At 71.4% G+C, this 19,575-nt stretch carries 19 protein-coding genes; 12 read left to right on the top strand and 7 right to left on the bottom strand.

Annotated elements, in window-relative coordinates; all coding sequences use genetic code 11:
* Positions 1 to 95: 95 nt before the first annotated feature.
* The 4 genes from ACZ7P3_RS24250 to ACZ7P3_RS24235 all read left to right on the top strand — a co-directional run bounded on the left by ACZ7P3_RS24250 (position 96) and on the right by ACZ7P3_RS24235 (position 3,657).
* Positions 96 to 326: a hypothetical protein gene (locus ACZ7P3_RS24250; RefSeq protein ID WP_472084956.1), complete on the top strand. Its 231-nt coding sequence runs from the start codon at positions 96 to 98 to the stop codon at positions 324 to 326.
* On the top strand, positions 323 to 583 hold the full coding sequence (locus tag ACZ7P3_RS24245) for a hypothetical protein (RefSeq protein WP_472084954.1): 261 nt from the start codon (positions 323 to 325) through the stop codon (positions 581 to 583). The genes ACZ7P3_RS24250 and ACZ7P3_RS24245 overlap by 4 nt, the downstream gene beginning before the upstream one ends.
* Positions 584 to 700: 117 nt before the next feature.
* Positions 701 to 1,828: an NADH:flavin oxidoreductase gene (locus tag ACZ7P3_RS24240; protein WP_472084952.1), complete on the top strand. Its 1,128-nt coding sequence runs from the start codon at positions 701 to 703 to the stop codon at positions 1,826 to 1,828.
* 272 nt (positions 1,829 to 2,100) lie between these two features.
* Positions 2,101 to 3,657: a carboxylesterase/lipase family protein gene (locus tag ACZ7P3_RS24235; RefSeq protein ID WP_472084950.1), complete on the top strand. Its 1,557-nt coding sequence runs from the start codon at positions 2,101 to 2,103 to the stop codon at positions 3,655 to 3,657.
* 114 nt (positions 3,658 to 3,771) lie between these two features.
* Here ACZ7P3_RS24235 and ACZ7P3_RS24230 read toward each other — a convergent pair whose 3' ends face one another.
* A complete protein-coding gene (locus ACZ7P3_RS24230) occupies positions 3,772 to 4,344 on the bottom strand; it encodes a hypothetical protein (RefSeq protein ID WP_472084948.1) in 573 nt (190 codons plus the stop codon).
* Between the two features lie 131 nt (positions 4,345 to 4,475).
* Between ACZ7P3_RS24230 and ACZ7P3_RS24225 the strand changes: the two genes are divergently transcribed.
* Positions 4,476 to 5,153: a class I SAM-dependent methyltransferase gene (locus ACZ7P3_RS24225; RefSeq protein ID WP_472084946.1), complete on the top strand. Its 678-nt coding sequence runs from the start codon at positions 4,476 to 4,478 to the stop codon at positions 5,151 to 5,153.
* Positions 5,154 to 5,162: 9 nt separating this feature from the next.
* Here the strand turns inward: ACZ7P3_RS24225 and ACZ7P3_RS24220 are convergent, their stop codons facing one another.
* The 3 genes from ACZ7P3_RS24220 to ACZ7P3_RS24210 form a co-directional block, all read right to left on the bottom strand.
* Positions 5,163 to 6,653, bottom strand: a complete 1,491-nt coding sequence (locus ACZ7P3_RS24220) for a PTS transporter subunit EIIC (protein ID WP_472084944.1) — start codon at positions 6,651 to 6,653, stop codon at positions 5,163 to 5,165.
* Between the two features lie 16 nt (positions 6,654 to 6,669).
* Complete coding sequence (gene murQ / locus ACZ7P3_RS24215; protein ID WP_472084942.1) at positions 6,670 to 7,599, bottom strand: N-acetylmuramic acid 6-phosphate etherase; 930 nt, start codon at positions 7,597 to 7,599, stop codon at positions 6,670 to 6,672.
* Positions 7,600 to 7,711: 112 nt separating this feature from the next.
* On the bottom strand, positions 7,712 to 8,617 hold the full coding sequence (locus ACZ7P3_RS24210) for a MurR/RpiR family transcriptional regulator (protein WP_472084940.1): 906 nt from the start codon (positions 8,615 to 8,617) through the stop codon (positions 7,712 to 7,714).
* 55 nt (positions 8,618 to 8,672) lie between these two features.
* On the opposite strand from ACZ7P3_RS24210, the gene ACZ7P3_RS24205 reads away from it, so the two are divergent.
* Both ACZ7P3_RS24205 and ACZ7P3_RS24200 read left to right on the top strand, forming a co-directional pair.
* Positions 8,673 to 9,056 carry a hypothetical protein gene (locus ACZ7P3_RS24205; protein WP_472084938.1) on the top strand — a complete coding sequence of 128 codons (384 nt, stop codon included), beginning with the start codon at positions 8,673 to 8,675 and terminating at the stop codon, positions 9,054 to 9,056.
* A gap of 7 nt (positions 9,057 to 9,063) precedes the next feature.
* Positions 9,064 to 9,339 carry a DUF4031 domain-containing protein gene (locus ACZ7P3_RS24200; protein WP_472084936.1) on the top strand — a complete coding sequence of 92 codons (276 nt, stop codon included), beginning with the start codon at positions 9,064 to 9,066 and terminating at the stop codon, positions 9,337 to 9,339.
* Between the two features lie 131 nt (positions 9,340 to 9,470).
* On the opposite strand, the gene ACZ7P3_RS24195 is transcribed toward ACZ7P3_RS24200, so the two are convergent.
* Positions 9,471 to 10,571 carry a GNAT family N-acetyltransferase gene (locus ACZ7P3_RS24195; RefSeq protein ID WP_472084934.1) on the bottom strand — a complete coding sequence of 367 codons (1,101 nt, stop codon included), beginning with the start codon at positions 10,569 to 10,571 and terminating at the stop codon, positions 9,471 to 9,473.
* 520 nt (positions 10,572 to 11,091) lie between these two features.
* Here ACZ7P3_RS24195 and ACZ7P3_RS24190 point away from each other — a divergent pair.
* The 3 genes from ACZ7P3_RS24190 to ACZ7P3_RS24180 are packed head-to-tail and all read left to right on the top strand — an operon-like array spanning position 11,092 to position 16,731.
* Positions 11,092 to 11,676 carry a hypothetical protein gene (locus ACZ7P3_RS24190; RefSeq protein WP_472084932.1) on the top strand — a complete coding sequence of 195 codons (585 nt, stop codon included), beginning with the start codon at positions 11,092 to 11,094 and terminating at the stop codon, positions 11,674 to 11,676.
* Positions 11,676 to 16,385, top strand: a complete 4,710-nt coding sequence (locus ACZ7P3_RS24185) for a putative T7SS-secreted protein (protein ID WP_472084931.1) — start codon at positions 11,676 to 11,678, stop codon at positions 16,383 to 16,385. Before ACZ7P3_RS24190 ends, ACZ7P3_RS24185 begins: the two co-directional genes overlap by 1 nt.
* Positions 16,386 to 16,398: 13 nt before the next feature.
* Positions 16,399 to 16,731 carry a hypothetical protein gene (locus ACZ7P3_RS24180; protein ID WP_472084929.1) on the top strand — a complete coding sequence of 111 codons (333 nt, stop codon included), beginning with the start codon at positions 16,399 to 16,401 and terminating at the stop codon, positions 16,729 to 16,731.
* 9 nt (positions 16,732 to 16,740) lie between these two features.
* On the opposite strand, the gene ACZ7P3_RS24175 is transcribed toward ACZ7P3_RS24180, so the two are convergent.
* Positions 16,741 to 17,385: an HD domain-containing protein gene (locus tag ACZ7P3_RS24175; protein ID WP_472084927.1), complete on the bottom strand. Its 645-nt coding sequence runs from the start codon at positions 17,383 to 17,385 to the stop codon at positions 16,741 to 16,743.
* Positions 17,386 to 17,605: 220 nt separating this feature from the next.
* On the opposite strand from ACZ7P3_RS24175, the gene ACZ7P3_RS24170 reads away from it, so the two are divergent.
* Positions 17,606 to 18,274, top strand: coding sequence for a maleylpyruvate isomerase family mycothiol-dependent enzyme (locus ACZ7P3_RS24170; protein WP_472084925.1), 669 nt, complete (start codon positions 17,606 to 17,608; stop codon positions 18,272 to 18,274).
* An 82-nt stretch (positions 18,275 to 18,356) separates the two neighbouring features.
* On the top strand, positions 18,357 to 19,055 hold the full coding sequence (locus tag ACZ7P3_RS24165) for a copper homeostasis protein CutC (protein ID WP_472084924.1): 699 nt from the start codon (positions 18,357 to 18,359) through the stop codon (positions 19,053 to 19,055).
* 256 nt (positions 19,056 to 19,311) lie between these two features.
* On the opposite strand, the gene ACZ7P3_RS24160 is transcribed toward ACZ7P3_RS24165, so the two are convergent.
* A complete protein-coding gene (locus ACZ7P3_RS24160) occupies positions 19,312 to 19,557 on the bottom strand; it encodes an LppU/SCO3897 family protein (RefSeq protein WP_472084922.1) in 246 nt (81 codons plus the stop codon).
* Positions 19,558 to 19,575 lie beyond the last annotated feature (18 nt).

Genomic DNA, 19,575 nt, shown 5'->3' with positions numbered 1-19,575 from the left:
ATGGGGTTGTTGGGGCGCCGTGTATGGCCAGGCTAGCCGTGTCGCGGCCACGCTGTGTAGCGAACGCGAACACTCACTGTGGAGGTACAGGCCCGATGGGGACGACGGAGAGCCACCGGCCGGCCCGGACGACCGAGGAGGCCGTGGAGCAGTTGCGCGCGGCCCTGCATGACGTCGGCATCATCCTGCCGTCACTGCGCGTCGATCCCTGGACGGGGGCGCACGGTGAGCCGTACGCCCTGGTCGACCTCGGGCGCTGCAACCTGGGCGTCGCCTCGCGACTGGCGGCCGTCCTGCGCGGTGCGGCACGCGGTGGTGAGGTGTGAGCGGCGGCGGGCCCGCGGTCGGCTCGTATGCCGTCGACGCGCGGAACGGTCGCCTCGGCGAGGTGATGGGGCACGTGGGCGGATATGTGCAGCTGCGGCCCGTGGGTGGCGGGCGCGAGTGGGACTGCCCGCCGGAGTCGGCCGGAACCGCGCCGCCGGACGAGGTGCTGCGGGAGCGGGTGCGGCGGCTGAACCGGGAGACCCTCCTCCGTGGCATGACCGAGTCGCCGCCCGGGGGTGTGCCCGGCGTCACATGAAGACGTTCCTGGGTGGGGAATGCGTTTCGCCGCCGGGACGGTTTACTTAAGGAGCTGCACCAATGCGCATGCACATACCCACTGGTTAACGTCGCCATCTCACGAGGAGCCCCCCACGTGACCGTCACCACGCCCGCCGCCTCCCGCGCGGCCCAGATCCTCTCCCGGCCGATCGCGCTCAACGGGCTCACCGTGCCCAACCGGATCGTGATGGCCCCGATGACCCGCATGTTCTCCCCGGGGGGCATCCCCGACGAGGACGTGATCTCGTACTACGCCCGCCGCGCCGCCGCGGGCGTGGGCCTGATCGTCACCGAGGGCACCTACGTCGGCCACGACTCGGCCGGCCAGAGCGACCGCGTGCCCCGGTTCCACGGCGAGGAGCAGCTGGCGGGCTGGGCGAGGGTCGCCGAGGAGGTGCACAAGGCGGGCGGCACGATCGTCCCGCAGCTGTGGCACATCGGCATGGTCCGCAAGGACGGCGACGCGCCCTTCCCGGACGCCCCCGCGATGGGCCCGTCCGGCCTGGTCGGCGAGGGTGCCGAGCTCACCGGCAAGGCCATGACCCAGCAGGACCTGGACGACGTCGTCGCCGCGTTCGCCGAGGCCGCGGCCGACGCCGAGCGCATCGGCTTCGACGGTGTCGAGCTGCACGGCGCCCACGGCTACCTCCTGGACCAGTTCCTGTGGGCGGGCACCAACCGCCGTACGGACGCCTACGGCGGCGACCCGGTGGCGCGCACCAAGTTCGCGGCGGAGATCGTCGCGGCCGTCCGCGCGGCCGTCTCCCCCGAGTTCCCGGTCATCTTCCGCTACTCGCAGTGGAAGCAGCAGGACTACGGCGCCCGCCTCGCCGAGACCCCCGAGGAGCTGGAGGCGATCCTGACCCCGCTGGCCGCCGCCGGTGTGGACGTCTTCCACGCCTCCACCCGCCGCTACTGGGAGCCCGAGTTCGACGGCTCCGACCTGAACCTCGCGGGCTGGACCAAGAAGATCACCGGCAAGCAGGTCATCAGCGTCGGCTCGGTCGGCCTCGACGGCGACTTCATCAACGCGTTCCAGGGCGAGGGTTCCCAGGTCAAGGGCATCGACAACCTGCTGGACCGCCTGGAGGCGGACGAGTTCGACATGGTCGCCGTCGGCCGTGCGCTGCTCCAGGACCCCGAGTGGGCGGCCAAGGTGCTCGCCGACCGCTTCGAGGACCTGAAGCCGTACGACGCTGCCGCGGTCAAGACGCTGAGCTGACGCGGCTGTGCAGGGGCGGCAGCGTGGGGGTGGCCGGGCTGACGCGGCTGTGTCGGGGCGGCTGGGCTGACGCGGCTGTGTGGGGGTGGCTGGGCTGACGCGGCTGTGTCGGGGTGGCTGGGCTGACGCGGTTGCGTGGGGGTGGCTGGGCTGACGCGGCTGTGTGGGGGCAGCTGCGTGGGGGCGGCTGGGCCGAAGCGGTCGGTCGGTTCGGGCACTCGTGATCGTCGTCGTGCGTTCTTCTGGTGACCCGTGGGGAGCGAGGAGCGAGCATGACGACGACCGAGTCCCGGACCTCGGCGGAACCGGCCGCCGGACCAGTGGTGCGCACCGTCTCGGGGGCGGTGCGCGGCCTCGGCGAGGACGGCCTGGCGGTCTTCCGGGGTATTCCCTACGCCGAACCGCCGGTCGGCGAGGCCCGCTTCCAGGCCCCGCGCCCCGCCCGGCCCTGGGACGGCACCCGGGAGGCGTACGCGTTCGGCCCGCCGCCTCCGCAGGAGCCCGGCATCCAGGGCCGCAAGGTCGCCCGCGCTCCGGGCCCGACGGGCGACGACTGGCTGACGGTGAACGTGTGGACGCCCGACCCCGACCCGTCCTGCGCCCGCCCGGTGATGGTGTGGATCTACGGCGGCGCCTACAAACTGGGCCATGCCGGCCAGCCGGCCTACGACGCACAGCACATCGCCCGGGACGGCGATGTCGTGGTCGTCACCTTCAACTACCGCGTGGGGACGGAGGGTTTCGCCCTCCTCGACGGAGCCCCGGCCAACCGGGGGCTGCTGGACCAGGTGGCGGCCCTGGAGTGGGTGCGGGAGAACATCGCGGCGTTCGGCGGTGACCCCGGACAGATCACCGTCTTCGGCGAGTCGGCCGGTGCGGGCTCGGTGGCCTCGCTGCTGGCGATGCCGAGGGCCCGCGGCCTGTTCCGGCGGGCGGTGGCACAGAGCATGCCGGGCACGTTCTTCTCCGAGGCGCTGGCACGCGACATGGCGGCGGCCCTCGCGGCCGAGGCGGGGCACCGGCCGGCCGCGGCGGACCTGGCCGCGGTGGACCCCCGCCGGCTCACCGAGGCGGGCCAGTCGCTGAGCGCCAAGATGCTCCAGTACACGGGCCGTTGGGGCCAGGCGGCGCCCACGGTCACGCCGTTCTCGCCGGTCGTGGACGGCGATGTCCTGCCCACCACCCCCTGGCAGGCCCTCGCGGCGGGCGCGGCCGAGGACGTGGACCTCCTGACCGGTCACAACCGTGACGAGTTCCGGCTGTTCCTGGCGATGGGCGGCATGCTCGGCCGGATCACGCAGGAGCAGCTGACGGGAGCCCTGCGGCTGCTGGCCCCGGGCGGCGAGGCGGGCGAGCGGGCCTACCGCGCGGCCTTCCCCGACGCCACCCCCACCGAGCTGTACGAACGCGTGCAGACCGACTGGCTGTTCGCGATGCCGTCGCTGCGTCTCGCCGAGGCCCAGCGGGCGGGCGGTGGCAGGGCGCACCTGTACGAACTGGCCTGGCAGGCCCCGGGCGGCAGCCGTGAGCTGGGGGCCTGCCACGGCCTGGACATCCCTCTGCTCTTCGGCACGTTCCGCGCCGACCTGGGGATCCTGCTCTTCTCGGGGGTGGACATACCGGCCGTGGCGCAGGAGCTGTCGTCCCGCATCCGCCGCTCGTGGACGGCGTTCGCCCGGACCGGCGACCCGGGCTGGCCCCTCTACGACACCGGGGAACGCCTTGCGCAGGTCCTGGACGCGGAGCCGACGGTCACGGCATACCCGAGGGAATCCAGCAGACGCATCTGGGAGGGACACGAGTTCCTTCCCCTGCCGCTGCTGTCCTAGGGGCTGTTGGGAGAGTGCTGGTCACGGCACCCCCCCCCGGCGGACCGCGGTGCCCGATGAGCCGGACAGGCGCATGCGTCCCGCTCATGCCCCCATGGAGTTGGGAGGCACGGCTTAGAGGTTGCCCATGGGTTCGATGTCGACCTGGACGGGGGTTCCCCAGATCCTCAGTACCTCGTAGTCGGTGAACTCGTGCACCAGCCGGTACGCCATGGCGGGACGGGACCCGCGCCGCTGGGCGGCCAGGTACGCCTCGGCCTCCCGCCGGTCCCGCCGGGGCGTGCCGCACAGCTGCCATTCGCGTCCGTTCCAGGCCTCCGGCAGCCACCGCTGCTGGGGCTGCGGACGGTCGGCGCGCACGCCGTACCGGGACGGGGCGGTGGCGACCGGTTCGGCGGCGTGCGGCCTGCTGCCCTGGAACTCCGAGCGGCGGGCGGTCCGGCGCCGCGTCTCGCAGAGCAGACACCCGTCGGGGGCGCTCTCGTCGACGGGCCCGTACGGATGCTCGGGGCAGCGGGTCGCGGGCGCACCGGCGCCGACGCTCTCCTCCAGCAGGTCGAGCGCCCGCCGCAGATCGGCCTTGACCTCGTGCAGCCGGGCGTCCGGGGTGTCGGCCGTGAGGGCTTCCCCGTGCTCCCCGAGCAGCCGCAGGGCGCGTCCGAGGGCGGTGAGCTGGGCGTGGTTCATGTCAGCCTGCGCAGTCCTTGAGTTCCTTGCGGTCCCTGAGTCCTCCGAGTCCCGTGTGCCATCGATGGTACTGAGTCGACCGAAACCCGGCCGGGGCACACGGCCCGCGGTGGCTGTGCTGGACTGGCGCCGTGAAAACGACCTCCAAGGCCCGCCTCCTCGATGCCCTGAGCCGTTTCAACGCCGCGTACCCGTGGTCGCACAACGCGCACTACCACCCGTGGCTGCTACGACGGCTGCCCCGCCGTTTCGCGGCCGCGCTGGACGTGGGCTGCGGCAGCGGCGAGCTGGCACGGCTGCTGGCCGGACGGGCCGACCGGGTCGAAGCCGTCGACGCCGACCGGGAGATCCTGGACCGGGCCCGCGAGTCGACCTCCCCCTCGGCCCCCGTCACCTACACCCTGGCCGAGGCCCCGCACGCCCTGCCCGCCGGCCCCTACGACGTCATCACCTGTGTCGCCGTACTCCACCACCTCCCCTTCGCCGACACCCTGACCCGGCTCCGCTCCGAGCTGGCCCCCGGCGGCACCCTGGTCGTCGTCGGCTGCGCCCGGGCCGAGAGCCCCGGGGACCATGCGCTCGGCCTGCTCGCCGTGCCCCTCAACGCGGCCACGGGATGGATCAAGAACCGCGGACGGACCCGGCCCGCACCCGTCTGCATGACCGCCCCCACCAGCGCCCCCGAGATGACCTTCGCCGAGGCGTGCCGGGAGGCCCGTCGGCTGCTTCCCGGTGCCCGGCTGCGCCGGCGGCTGTTCTGGCGCTACACCCTCGTGTGGCGTGCCCCGTCCGGCGCTCCGTCCGGCTGATCCGGTGCCTCAGACGGCCGCCCCGGGCCGGCGGGCGAAGCCGAAGACGTACGTCGCCGCGAAGCCCACCGCGTAACCGGTGAGCAGCCCGCCGCCGTAGATGGCCGCCGTCAACCCGGGACTGCGGTTGCCCGCCAGCAGGGGGAACAGGGCCCAGCCCGAGGGACCGATGGCCGTCGCCCCGACCTTGTCCCCGAGCATCGCGAAGAAGCCGACGAAGGCCCCGCCGGCCGCTCCGCCCGCGCAGGCCGTCACGAACGGCCGGCCCAGCGGCAGGGACACCCCGTAGATGAGGGGCTCGCCCACGCCCAGCAGGCCCGCCGGGAGCGCCGACCTGATCGTCGTACGCAGTGATGTGTCGTGGCGCAGCCTGACGTACACCGCGAGGGCCGCGCCGACCTGGCCGGCGCCCGCCATGGCCAGCAGCGGGAGCAGGACCGTGTAGCCCTGCTGTTCGATGAGGGTGGTGTGGATCGGGATCAGGGCCTGGTGCAGGCCCAGCATCACCAGGGGCAGGAACAGGCCGCCCAGGACCAGCCCGGCGAAGGCGCCGGTCGTCGCCAGCAGCCAGTTGGCCGCCGTGCCGATGGCCGAGGCGACCGCGCCGGCCGCGTACATCAGGCCGTAGAGGGTGACCAGGCCGGAGACGAGGACGGTCACGGTCGGGGTCAGCAGGACGTCCAGCGCGCCCGGCACCCGGCCCCGGCACCACTTCTCCACCCGTGTGGCCAGCAGGGCCGCCGCGAGCGCGCCGAGCACCCCGCCCTGCCCCGGAGCCAGCTGGACTCCGAACGCCGTCACCTTGGCCACGCCGGGATACACGATCACGGCCGCCACCGCCCCGCCCAGCACGGGTGTGCCGCCGAACTCCTTCGCCGTGTTGTACCCGACGAACACCGCGATCAGCGCCATGAACGCGGAGGCGACGGCGGTCAGCGCGGGGGTCAGGCCGGGCAGCCATCCCGCGTTCAGCAGCAGCCCGTTGAGGCCGGCCAGGATGCCGCAGCCGATCAGGGCGGGGATGAGCGGCACGAAGACGGCGGCGACACGGCGCAGGACCGTCTTGACGGGGGTGGCGTTGCGCTGCCGCAGCTGCTCCTTCAACCGGGCGCCCGCGTCGACGGGTTGCCCGGCCGCCCGGTCCCGCGCCCCGGCCGTGGCCCCCGTGGCCGCCCCCGCCGCCCGGTCCCGCACCCCGGCCGTGACCTCGCTGACCGCCCCCGCCGTGACCTCGGTGACCGCCCCCGCCACCCGGTCCTGCACCGCGGCCGTGACCTCGGCGACCACCCCCGGGCCCAGGACGACCTGGAGGGACGACTCCCCGTCCAGCACCACCCCGAGCACCTCGTCCAGCCCCCGCAGCCCCCCTTCGTCCACGGCCGCCGGATCGGCGACGCGCAGCCGGAGCCGGGTCATGCAGTGGGCGACGGACAGGACGTTCCCGGGGCCGCCGACCCGGGCGAGGACGGCGGCTGCGGTGGAGGCGGGGTCGTTGCGCACGCCCCGAGCGTGCGGGTCAGCTGCCCGCGACCGCCAGCGCGGCGCGCAGATGACCGCCGGACTCCTCCAGAAGGCGGGCGGCCGTCGGGCCGTCGACGTCGGCCAGGAGGACCAGGATGGCGCTCTTCACCTCGCCGCCGGTCTCGGTGAGCGCCTTCTCGATCTCCTCGTCGGGAGCCCCCGTGGCAAGCGACACGATGCGGCGGGAGCGGGCCCGGAGTTTGTCGTTGGAGGCCCGCACGTCCACCATCAGGTTCCCGTACGTCTTGCCGAGCCGGATCATCGTGATCGTCGACAGCATGTTGAGCACCAGCTTCTGCGCCGTGCCCGCCTTCAGCCGCGTGGATCCGCTGATCAGCTCGGGTCCGGCGACGACCTCGATGCCGTGCTCGGCGGCGGCCGCGAGCGCACTGTGCTCGTTGCAGGCCAGGCCGATGGTCAGCGCGCCCAGGGCGCGGGCGTGCTCCACGGCCCCGATGGCGTAGGGGGTGCGGCCGGAGGCCGAGACGCCGACGACGGTGTCCTCGGGAGTGAGCTTGAGCGCGTCCAGGTCCCGCCCGGCCAGCTCCCGGGAGTCCTCGGCGCCCTCGACCGAGGTGACCATCGCCTCGGGTCCGCCCGCGATCAGGCCGACGACCTGGGCCGGGTCGGTGTTGAAGGTGGGCGGGCACTCGGAGGCGTCCAGCACGCCGAGGCGGCCCGCGGTGCCCGCACCGGCGTAGATCAGACGCCCGCCGCGGGCCATGCGCTCGGCGACGGCGTCGATCGCGGCGGCGATCTGCGGCAGCCGCGCGGAGACGGCCGCGGGCACGCACGCGTCCTCACCGTTCATGAGCCGCGTGATGTCGAGGGTGGGCAGCCGGTCGATCTCGGCCAGGTCGGGCCGGAAGGCTTCGGTGGTCAGGCTCGCAAGTTCCGCTTGGAGCCGGCGGGGATCGGAGTTCATGAAGAACGGCTCTTTCCGGTGGGGGGTCCTGCAGCTTCCCTGAAGGGGCGCGGGGAACTGCGCGATCAGCCACATCGGACCCGCAGATCCACACGACAGTCAGTCCTACGGTCTACCGGGTCACACTCCGGTGCCTGTGTGCCAACGCCTCGTAGGAGGCGGCCAGCGCGGGCGCCGCGCTGTCATAGGTCCGCTGGGCGACACCCATGAACAGACAGTCCACCACCAGCAGCTGACTCGTCCGGGAGGACATCGCGGCGGGCCGCAGCTCACTCTCCCGCGAGGTCGAGGTGGTCAGCACGTGATCGCCGTACTGCGTCACCGGCGAGTCGGGCCTCCCGGTGATCGCGACGGTGGTCGCCCCGTGCTCGAACGCGACCCGCAGCGGTTCGATGACGTCCCCCGTCGTACCGGAGTGCGTGATCGCGATCGCCACATCGCCCGACCGCAACTGCACCGCGTTGGTCACCGCCAGATGCGGGTCGCTGTGCGCATGGGCTATGAGCCCTATCCGCAGCAGCTTCTGCGTGAGGTCCTGGGCGACCAGCCCGGAGGCTCCTATGCCGTAGACATCGGTGCGGCGGGCGCCCGCCAGCGCGGTGACGGCCGCGCCCAGCTGGCCGGTGTCCAGCTGGGCGGCCGTGTCGGCGAGGGTCTGCTGCTCCTCGTAGGCCAGCTTGGCGACGACGTCGGCGATGGGGTCGTCCACCGCGATGTCCGTGGTGATCGCGGGGGCGCGGCCCGACTCCTGCTGCGCGGCAAGGCCGGCGAGGGCGAGGCGCAGATCGCGGTAGCCCGGGTAGCCGAGCAGCCGCGCGGTGCGTACGACCGTCGCCTCGCTGGTGCCGGTGAGCTCGGCGAGGCCGGTGACGGTGAGGGCGGCGCAGCCGGCCGGGTCCTGGGCGACGGCCTCGGCGACGCGATGCATGGACCGGGTCATGGAAGGGGCGAGGGTGCGCACCTTGGCGGCGAGCGAACCACCCGGACTTCCGAAACTTTCCTTCACGTCCTGGGTCACTCTTGAAAGATATTTTCGGTTCGGTCCCGAGGTCAAGAGTGCGCACAATGGGACCATGAAGTCCCTGAGCCCGCTCGAACAGGCGCTGCACGCCGCCCGTGCGCTGGTCCTCGCCGACCTGGTCGCGGGCGACGTCGCTGAGGCGGACGTGGTCTCCCTCGTCGAGGACTCCGTCTCCCAGCGGCGCTGGTGGGTCGAGCAGTGGCCGGACGGTGTCCACTACGTGGCCGGGCTGGTCGCGCAGGACGTGCAGGACTCCCTGCTGGAGCGGTACGGCCGCTGGCCGCTGTGCCCGGTGTGCGGCGCGGGCGACCCGCACGCGCTGGACGTGGAGCCGGCACTGGGCCCCGATCCGCACTGGGTGTGCCACAAGGCGGGCGTGACGGTCGCCGCGGTGGGCGCGCTGGGCCGGGCGGCGGGCGGGACGGCGTCCTCGTGAGGCTCCCGTGACCGTGTACATCGACCCGCCGGCCTGGCCCGGACACGGGCGCATGTGGTCGCACCTGGTCAGCGATGTGTCGTACGACGAACTGCACCTGTTCGCCGCGGAGCTGGGCGTCCCGCGGCGGGCCTTCGAGCGTGACCACTACGACCTTCCGTCCCACCGGTACGCGGACGCGGTGGCCGCCGGGGCGGTGGAGGTCCGCAGCCGCGAGGTGGTGCGCCTGCTGCAGGCATCCGGACTGCGCAGACGGAAGGGACGCCGGGCCGGGCGGATGTAGCGGACGCAGGGGAGGTAGGGGATGCGGGGGCGCGGCGTGCGGGGAGGCTTCGGGCCGGTGGGTGCGGGGAGTGGCCGCCGGGAGAGGCCCTCAGGTCGAGCGGTGCACGGAAGCGCTCGCGGGAAGGTGCCTCAGGCCCGGCGGACGTAGAGCTGGAGCCCGGCGTCCATGTCGTGGTCCTTCTGCGCGATCCGTTCCTCGTCCACGGTCGCCCGGGCGAACCCGGCCCGGGACACCACGCGTTGCGAGGGGATGTTGGCGTGCTCGATGGTCGCGAACACCGTGCCGACGTCGTCCCGGGCCAGCGCCCACTCCGTCAGGGCGCGCAGGGCCTCGGTGGCGTAGCCCCGGCCGCGGGCGCCCTCGACCAGGTCGTAGCCGATCTCCACGCGCCCCTCCTCGTCCGGAACGCCGTGGAAGCCCATGCCGCCGACCGCGCGGCCGTCCTCGTGCCGGACCAGGGCGAAGACGCCGAACTCGGGCCGGTGCACGCCCGCTTCGTACGCCTTCACCAGGTAGGTCGAGGCCTCCCGCGTGCCCTGGTACGGCCCGTCGTCGAGCCACTCGAAGCCGCCGTCGCCGCCCAGGCGCAGATCACGGGCGGCGGCCGGACGGACACCGGTCAGGGTGAGGCGCCCGGCGGGGATGACCAGGTTGTTGTACCAGTGCCAGTCGGTGACCGGGGCCCGGCCGGGCAGTTCCCCGCGGCCGGTCGCCCACAGCAGCGTCGGCCAGGGCGCCGGGCCGGGCTGGACGTGCGGGAAGAGCCAGGTCAGGGCGGACTCGGCGAGGTCCTCGGACGGCTCGTAAGCGACCCCGAGCCCCTGGGCGATGTCGTGGGTGTGCAGCATCAGCTCGGTGATGCCCATCGCGGCGAAGCCCTCGCGGTCGGCGCTGCCGAAGGGGTACGGGTGGATGGCGCGCACCCCGCTCGGGGTGGCGCGGACGGTGGCGGCGAGCAGGGCGCCGGTCGACCGGATCACGTCCAGCACACCAGCGCTTCCGGCGCCCTCGTCGAAGGCGAGTTCAGCGGGAAGGCGCTCCTGGGCGCCGATGGCCAGCCGGCTCGCGTAGCGGAACAGGGCGCTCGCCAGGTGCTCGGCCGTTTCGAGGCAACTCCACTCCAGCCGACCCGCGTTGACGCCCCTCCAGTCCCGGTCCACCGCCCCCCGCAGCGCCGCCACGCACCCCGCCACGGCCTCGTCCACCTGATCCCCGCTCAACGGTCGCATGCGCGCACAGTACGGGGCGCGTCCGCCGGGGTCGACAGCATTTCCGGCTGGGTGGGGGATCGGCGCCTGACAGGGCCGACTCCGTTGACGACGCGGACAGTTGACCGCCGCTTTGCCTGCTCTTGATCAGGCGAACGTTGTTCGCGTCAGACCGCGCATATGAGTATCGAAGGTCGTTCGCCGAACGAAATCGACCAGGTGCGACAAGATATTTCCGGTGAGGGAAGAGGCTGTGGGCAGCGCCGAGTCGACGGGGTCGGCGGGGGCGACGGGCGAGGTCGAGGTGCATCCGCCCAGGTCGGCGCTGGCGGACATGGCGGAGCAGACGGTTGTGGAGATGCAGGGGGCTCGGTGGCTGCTCGCGTTCACGGACGAGGCGGCGCTGGTGCGGTATGCGGGGGCGCGGGCGGAGGGTGGGCGGACGTGGCGGTACCGGAACCGGAACCGGGACGCGTGCTGTTGGCGTGCTGGACAGGGACTTGGGTGTTGAGACGGGACGGTCGGCGGGGGAGGGGTGGCAGTGACGACTGCGGGCGGGGGCGGTCAGCCGGATCTGCGGGTGCAGGGGCTGAAGTCGATGGCGGAGGGCATCAACAAGGCTTTGAGCGAGATGGATTCGCTGGGCGGGATGAAGGGCTGGGCGGGCGCGGGCCGGGGTTTCACCGGTCTGGAGATGGACGGTATGGACGTCGGTGACGACGCTCTGGGCGCGATGCTGCACACCTTCTGCGAGCGCTGGCAGTGGGGGGTGCGGGATCTGATGCAGGAGGGCAACGCGCTCGCGGAGGGGATGGGGCTGGCGGCCGGCACGTTCCACCAGACGGACGAGTACGTGAAGGGCTCGTTCAAGATCGCCTACAACTCGGCCGTCGGGGACCCCTTCGCCTCCAACGACCAGGTGGAGAAGGAGAGCGTGGACCAGATCAACCATGCCGGAATGACGACGGGTTACGGCAAGCAGGACCGCGACAACCTGGTGAACTCCCTGAAGCAGACCGGCAAGGGCATGCTCACGGACGTGGAGACGAGCGAGATGCCGGGCAGTCCGATCCCGATCACGCCGTCCACCGTGCGGGACGTGACCGGGGCGGGTGGCGGTAGCTGATGTCGCTGACGGGGAAGTTCAACAGTGCCCTGGGGTCGCTCAAGTCGGGTTATGACCACGTCAAGCGGACGACGGGTCATGTCATCGACGAGGGTGCCCATGGGGTGGGCGACGTGTTCGACTGGGCCGGTGCGCACGGTGTGGCCGACAAGGTCGACGACTGGGGTGACAGTACGGCGTCCAGGCTGGGCGCGCATGTGGACGAGCAGCAGCTGGACGAGACCGAGGATCCGAAGGAGCTCGTCCACGGCAACCCGGCGAAGCTGCGTGAGACGGCGGGGCATCTGCAGCATTTCGCGCAGGCCTTCGGTGCGGTCGCGTCCGGTATGAAGGATCTGGACTCCTCGGACTTCAAGGGCGAGGCGGCCGACGCGTTCCGCAAGAAGTTCGCCTCTCACCAGGTCAAGTGGCATCAGGCGGCCGAAGCGTGCGGTGAGGCTGCTTCGGCGCTGGAGAACTTCGCGCACACGGTGGAGTGGGCGCAGGCCCAGGCGCGGGAGGCGGTGGCGAAGTACCGCGAGGGCAAGTCCGCCTCGAAGGCCCATGAGCAGAAGGTGAAGACGTACAACGCCGCGGTCGAGGCGGGCGACAAGGACCCCGGGACCAGGCCCTCGGAGCAGGACCCGGGAGATGAGGCCAGGCATGCGGCCGAGCAGATCCTGGCCGCGGCCCGGCGTCAGCGCACCCACCTCGCCTCGGAGGCCGCCGGCCGCGTCAAGGCCGCCTTGCAGCACGCCCCGCACGAGCCGTCGGCCCTCAACCAGCTCAAGCTCGACGGCGCCGACGTGTGGGATGCGGCCAAGACGGAGGACATGCGTTTCTTCGGCGGTTTCGTGCGCGGGCTCGGTGACCTGAACAACCTGGCCCGCAACGCGAACCCGCTCGACCCCTACGCGATCACCCACCCGTATGAGGCCCTGCAGGCCAAGGTGGAACTCCTGGGCGGCGCGGTCCACATGGTCACCCATCCCAGCCAGACGGGCGACCAGCTCTGGAACTCCTTCCTCCAGGATCCCGGCGGTGTCGGCGGCGAACTCCTGCCCCAGTTCCTGATCCCGGAGGCGGGGGCGGAGGGGGTCGCTGTCGACGGCACCCGGCTCGCGGAAGACGGTGCGAAGGCGGCCGAGGAGGCGACGGCCGGGGAACGCGGCGCGGCGGAGGGCGAGGCGGCGAATTCCGAAGGGAACGCAGCCCGGGAGAACGCGGAGGACAATCCCGACTCCAACGCGCAGGAGCACGAGAGGAGGGAGTGCCGTGAGGACCCGGTGGATGTCGCCTCCGGGTACATGGTGCTTCCGCAGACGGACCTGAGCCTGCCCGGGAACCTGCCCCTGGTCCTCCGGCGGTACTTCAATTCGTCCTATCGGTCAGGGCGCTGGTTCGGCCCGAAGTGGTCGAGCACGCTGGACCAGCGGCTGGAGATCGACGCACAGGGCGTGGTGTTCGTGGCCGAGGAAGGGATGCTGCTGACGTATCCCCACCCGGCACCCGGCCTGCCCGTCATGCCGGAGCGCGGCCCCCGCTGGCCGCTGGCCCGTGTCGCCGACGGCTACACGGTGACTGCGCCCGAGACGGGCCGCGTCTGGCACTTCGAGGATCAGACGGAGTCCCTGGCCCTGCTGCGGCAGACCGACGACCGCAACGGCAACTGGATCACGTTCGACCACGGCGCGGACGGCACCCCCCGCTCAGTCGAGCACAGCTGCGGCTACCGCGTGAATCTGACGACGCAGGACGGCCGCATCACCGGCCTGCACCTGGCCCACGCGGGCCAGGCTGACCAGGCCCAGGAAGAGACCGTACTCCGCTACGGCTACACGGACGGTCACCTCACCGAGGTGACCAACTCCTCCGGAGTGCCACTGCGCTTCGAGACCGATGACACCGGCCGCATCACGGCCTGGATCGACACCAACAGCAGCCGGTTCACCTACGTCTACGACGACCAGGACCGTTGCATCGAGCAGTGGGGCGAGGCCGGCCATGTGCACAGCCGGTTCACCTACAGTGACCCGGACCCGGCCACGGGCACCCGCACCACCACCCTGACCGACTCCCACGGCCACCCGACGCACTTCCTGGTCAACGACCGCTCCCAGGTCATATCCGAGACCGACCCCCTCGGCGCCGGCACGCACTACGTCCGTGACCGTTACAACCGCCTGCTGTCCCGCACCGACTCCCTCGGCCACACGACCGCCTTCACCTATGACGAAGCCGGCAACCTGACCGAGATCGTCCGCCCCGACGGCCGACGCACGTCAGCCACCTACAACGAACTCGGCCTGCCCACGAAGATCGTGGGCACCGACGGGAGCGTGACCCGTCACGAGTACGACGCCCGGGGCAACCGCACATCCGTCACCGACCCGGCAGGTCGCACGACCGGCTTCATGTACGACGCCGCCGGCATCCTGACCGCAGTGACCGACCCCCTGGACAACACCACCCGTGTGCGCTGCAACCCGGCCGGGCAACCGGTGGAGGTCACCGACGCTCTCGGCGCGGTCATCCGCTACACGTACGACGCCTTCGGACGTACCACCGCGGTCATCGATCCGCTCGGCGCGATCACCCGCCTGGAATGGTCCACCGAGGGCAGCCTCACCCGGCGCATCCACCCCGACGGCACCGAGGAACGCTGGGCCTACGACGGCGAAGGCAACTGCACCACCCACACCGACGAGATCGGCGGCGTCACCCGCTTCGAATACACCCACTTCGACCTGCTGACCGCCCGCACCGGCCCCGACGGCGTCCGCTACGAATTTGAGCACGACCCCACCCTGCGCCTGACCCAGGTCACCAACCCGCAGGGCCTGACCTGGACGTACGAGTACGACCCGGCGGGCCGCCTGGTCCGCGAGACCGACTTCGACGACCGCGTCCAGCTCTACACCCACGACTCCGCGGACCGCCTGACATCCCGCACCAACCCGCTCGGCCAGACCATCGCCTTCGAGCGCAACGCACTCGGCCAGGTCGTCCGCAAGAACGCCGACGGCAAGGTGACAACGTACGAGTACGACTTCACCGACCAGCTGGCCCGGGCCACCAACGACGACGCGACCCTGGTGCTGCTGCGGGACCGGCACGGCCGGCTCGTCTCGGAGGCCGTCAACGGCCGCACGCTCGAGCACGGGCACGACGCAGCGGGCCGTCGCACGAGCCGGACGACACCCGCCGGCACGGAGAGCACGTGGACGTACGACGTGACGGGCAACGCAACGGCCCTCACCACCCACGGCCACACCCTCATGTTCACCCACGACGCGCTCGGCCGCGAAACCTCCCGCCACCTGGGCGAGGTGACCTTCACCAACGCCTACGACACCGTGGGCCGCCTCACCGCCCAGACCGTCAGCGGGCCGGCCGACCGCCTCGTCCAGCACCGCGCGTACACGTACCGTGCCGACGGCTACGTCACCCGCATCGACGACCACCTCGGCGGCACCCGCCACTACGACCTCGACCCCACCGGCCGTGTCACCACCGTCCGCGCGGCCAACTGGTCGGAGTCCTACGCCTACGACGCCGCGGGCAACCAGACCGACGCCGACTGGCCCGACGCCCACCCCGGCGCCGAAGCCCGAGGCCCCCGCGCCTACGAGGGCACCCGCATCACCCGCGCGGGCGCCATCCGCTACGAACACGACGCCGCCGGCCGCATCACGCTGCGCCAGAAGACCCGCCTGTCCCGCAAACCCGACACCTGGCGCTACACCTGGGACGCCGAGGACCGCCTCACCTCAGTGGTCACCCCCGACGGCACTCTCTGGCGCTACCACTACGACGCACTGGCCCGCCGCATCGACAAGCAGCGTCTCGCCGCCGACGGCGAAACGGTCGTCGAACAGGTCGACTTCACCTGGGACGGCGCCATCCTCTGCGAGCAGACCACGTACGCCGAGGACATACCCAGCCCCGTCACGCTCACCTGGAACCACGATGGCCTCAAGCCACTTGCCCAAACCGAACGAATAACTGCTGGTGATGCCCCGCAAGACGAGATCGACTCGCGCTTTTTCGGAATTGTCACGGACCTGGTCGGTGCTCCGACTCAACTCATCGACGAGCAAGGAGCACTTGTCTGGCACACCCGCGTCACACTCTGGGGCTCCACCACATGGACACGGAAAAGCACTGCCCACACACCACTCCGTTTTCCTGGGCAGTATTATGACTCCGAGACCGGCCTTTATTACAATCTGCACCGCCATTACGACCCGGATGTGGCCAGGTATGTCTCGCCAGACCCGCTGGGTCTGAGCGCTGCTCCAAACTCTTCGTCGTACGTTATTAACCCGCACACCGTCTGTGATCCTCTGGGGCTAATGCCTTCGGAATGCAAGAAGGTTGTCTACGGCGAGTCGAAGGGTGAAGGCAAGGACCTCAAGCGCTCAGCCACGGTCGGCGACGATAATTGGCAGTTCAATACTGGTCATGCCTTTGACCGTCCTCACACCGGGCCCGATGGTGTGCAGAATGATGTGCGTACAACGGGACTCACGGCCGACGAGATTGAGCATGCAATCGTCAACTCCGTGTATGACCACGTGGGAAATGGCGGAACAATACCTCGTGTGGGTCCGGGGTTCGCCGGCCCGTGGAACGGTGAGGTGAACATAGGCGGGCACAGTATTGGGTATCGTGTTTCTCAGACGCCCGACGACGTGTATCGTGTGGCTACATATTGGCTCAATCCCTGAATGAATAAGGATCATGTCTGAACTGACTCGGTTGACGCGAGATCTGGTCAAATCCACTTACGAAGAAGACGCTCCAAGGATCCCGGATCCAGTGCGAGACTTCATCGAAAAGATCTCGTTCGCCACACCTGAGGACATTCTTTCCGCATTGCATGACGTGCTGGCCGAGGACTGGATGGCGATGCCGGTATGGGCCCGCAATCTTGCGTACAGGCTTGCCTGCCTGCAGCGTCCGGACGACCCGGAACTGATGCGTGAAGCGGCAGCCGACCTCCTCTCCTTCGGTCCCGACTGGGACGATTTCGCCGAGGAGCTGAGAGCGCGAGCGGTGGAATTGGAGCAGTGATCGCCTGCCTCAGGCAGACAGCATCTCCAGTTCCGCCGTGAGGTTGTAGCGGGCCGTCGCCTCCCAGTGATCCTGCCCGTAGGGGGTGCGGAACAGGCGGGGGAGGCCGAGGAGTTGGCGCAGGATCGCCGCGCGGCCTTCGTGGAAGGCGTCGTTCGGGACGAAGTGGTACTCCTCGCGGACCTCGGCGGTGTAGGCCGCGTACGCCGACGGGGCCGCGGCCAGGATCGCGAGGTCCGCGTCGCACAGGACCTGGCCGTCGCGGTCGTCCTCGGCCGGGTCGTGGGTGACGGTGAGGCGGACCAGGCGGGCGACCTCGGCCGTCTTCGCCGCCGGCACGCCGGCCTCCGGCAGGGCGCGCTCCGCGAGGTGCGCGGACCGCTCCTCGTTCTCGGAGCGCTCGGGGTGGTAGACCGCGTCGTGGAACCAGGCGGCCAGGCGTACCACGTCCGGATCGGCCGCGTACTTCTCCAGCACGTCGATGTGGTCGAGGACCGCCGTGAGGTGGGTCAGCGTGTGGTAGTGGCGCTGCGGCTCCTGCCAGCGGGTCAGCAGGTTGTCGGCATAGGGCGCGGGGTCGGGGCCGGCGCCGGGGGCGCGGGCTCCTTCCAGGGCGCCGGAGAAACGCAGGCGCAGGGCGTCGAGGTCGGCCATGTGCCCATTCTTCCGCCCCGCCACGGCCGGTGGCGATCCCTTCGGGCCGGTGGCGATCCCTTCGGGCCGGTGGCGGTGCCTTCGGGCCGGTGGTGATCCCTTCGGGAAGGTGGCGGTGCCTTCGGGCCGGTGGTGATTCCCTCGGGCTGGTGGTGATCTCTTCGTGCCCGTGGCGATTTCTTCGTGACGTGTGCCGGACGTCGCCCCTAGCGTGGGCCCCATGACTCACGCAGAACAAGCACGTGACCCCGAACTCCCGGGACGGCTGCTGGCTGTCGAGAGGGACGCCCTGATACCACTGCTGCGTTCGCGCGCCGACGCGGACTTCGCACTGCCGACCGCCGCGTGTCCGGGCTGGACCGTGCGGGACGTGCTGGCGCACTGTTCCGCCGCGTTGATGCGGGTGGTGGAGAGCCGGTTCGAGAAGGGCGTGTTCTCGCCCGAGTCGAACGACCGGGACATCGCCGAGCGCGCCTCGTGGACGAACGCGCAGGTCGTGGACGAGCTGGAGCGCGGTATGACCGAGGCCGGCCCGGTGATCGCCAAGGCCGGCGGGGTGCTGGACCGGGTTGCGCTGGGGGAGTGGGTGCACGCCGGTGACGTGCGGGAGGTCTTCGGGGCGCCGGGGGCGTACGCGGGGGCCGGTCTGCCGGACGCGCTGGCGCTGCTGGTCAGCATCACCCGTTACAAGGAGCACCTGCCGCTGCACGCCGATCTCGACGACAGGGACGAGCCGCTGCGGCTGGGGGCCGTGACCGCGGAAGGCCCGCCCGCCCGGTACATCGGCGACGCCGCCACGCTCGTACGCCTCTACTCGGGGCGGCCCCTGGACGGAGCGGCGTACGAGCTGGCGGGTGCTGCGGAGGGGGAACTGAACATCTTCGGGTGAAGAAGGGGTGGCCCGGGCCCGTGCGGGGCAGGCGTAGTCTTGAATTGGACTAGACCTGTAGCCGGCCGATGAATGGGGTGCCATGAGCAAGCGTGCAGTCCTGGAGGTGATCGCCCTCGACGTCGAGGACGCGGTCGCCGCCCAGGCCGGAGGCGCGGACCGGTTGGAGCTGGTCACCGACATGGCGGCCGACGGACTCACCCCGTCCGTCGCCACCGTCGCCGGGATCCGGGCCGCCGTCCGCATCGACCTGCGCGTGATGCTGCGGCTGGCGGACGGCTTCGCCGCCGGCGACGTGGAACGACTGGTCCGGAGGGCCGGCGAGCTGCGGGAGGCCGGAGCCGATCAGTTCGTGCTCGGGTTCCTCGACGCGGGCGGCGGGGTGGACCTGGCCGCGGTGGAACGGGTCGTCGCCGCGCTCCAGGGCTGCCGCTGGACCTTCCACCGTGCGATCGACCGGGCCGCCGACCGGGACGCCCTGCGCAAGCAGCTCGCCGACCTGCCCGGCCTGGACACCTACCTCACGGCCGGCTCGCCCACCGGCGTCGACGAGGGCCTGCCGACCCTGGTCGCCGAGGTGGGCCGGCGGGGCGAGCCCGGCTACGACCAGACCATCCTCGTCGGCGGCGGCCTCCGCCTCGAACACGTCCCCGCCCTCCGTCACGCCGGTATCGACGCCTTCCACATCGGGGGCGCGGCCCGGCCGCAGGGCTGGGACGGGCCGGTCTCGGCGGAGGCGGTCGCCCAGTGGCGGGCAGTCCTGGACGGCGAGGCCGCCTGAGCCTCCCTCGCGTCGGACGGCCTGAGGCTTCTTCGCGTCGGACCGTCCGATGTTCCCCCGCTTCAGGCCGCCTGAGGCTTCTTCGCATCGGATGGCCTGAGCCTCCCTCGCGTCGGACCGTCCGATGTTCCCCCGCTTCAGGCCGCCTGAGGCTCCCCCGCGTCGGACGGCCTGACGTTTCCTCGCCTCGGACCGTCTGATGTTCCCCCGCCTCGGACCGCCTGGCGTTCCCCCGCTTGAGGGGGCCCGTGTTGCCTCACTCGGGCGGGTGCAGGCACAGCGAGATGTCGCCGCTCCTGCTGTACTCGGGGTGGGCCATGTAGTCCCCGTCCGCGTACTCGCCGCCCGGCGGGGCGGTGACGCGGAACTGCGCCTCGGGCGAGTCGCAGTCCACGGTCCTGAGGTCCTGGTCGTGCCGGTCACCGTCGTTGCGGGCGCACGATCCGGCTGTCGGGGTCCGGTGGCCAGGCCAGTCAGGGTCCGGTGGCCAGGCCTTTTTCATGGGGACATGACATGACGG

It is taken from the genome of Streptomyces sp. NPDC107581, from assembly GCF_055657175.1.
The sequence above is the reverse complement of the archived record's forward strand: the minus strand, read 5'-3'. Positions and strand labels throughout refer to the sequence as shown.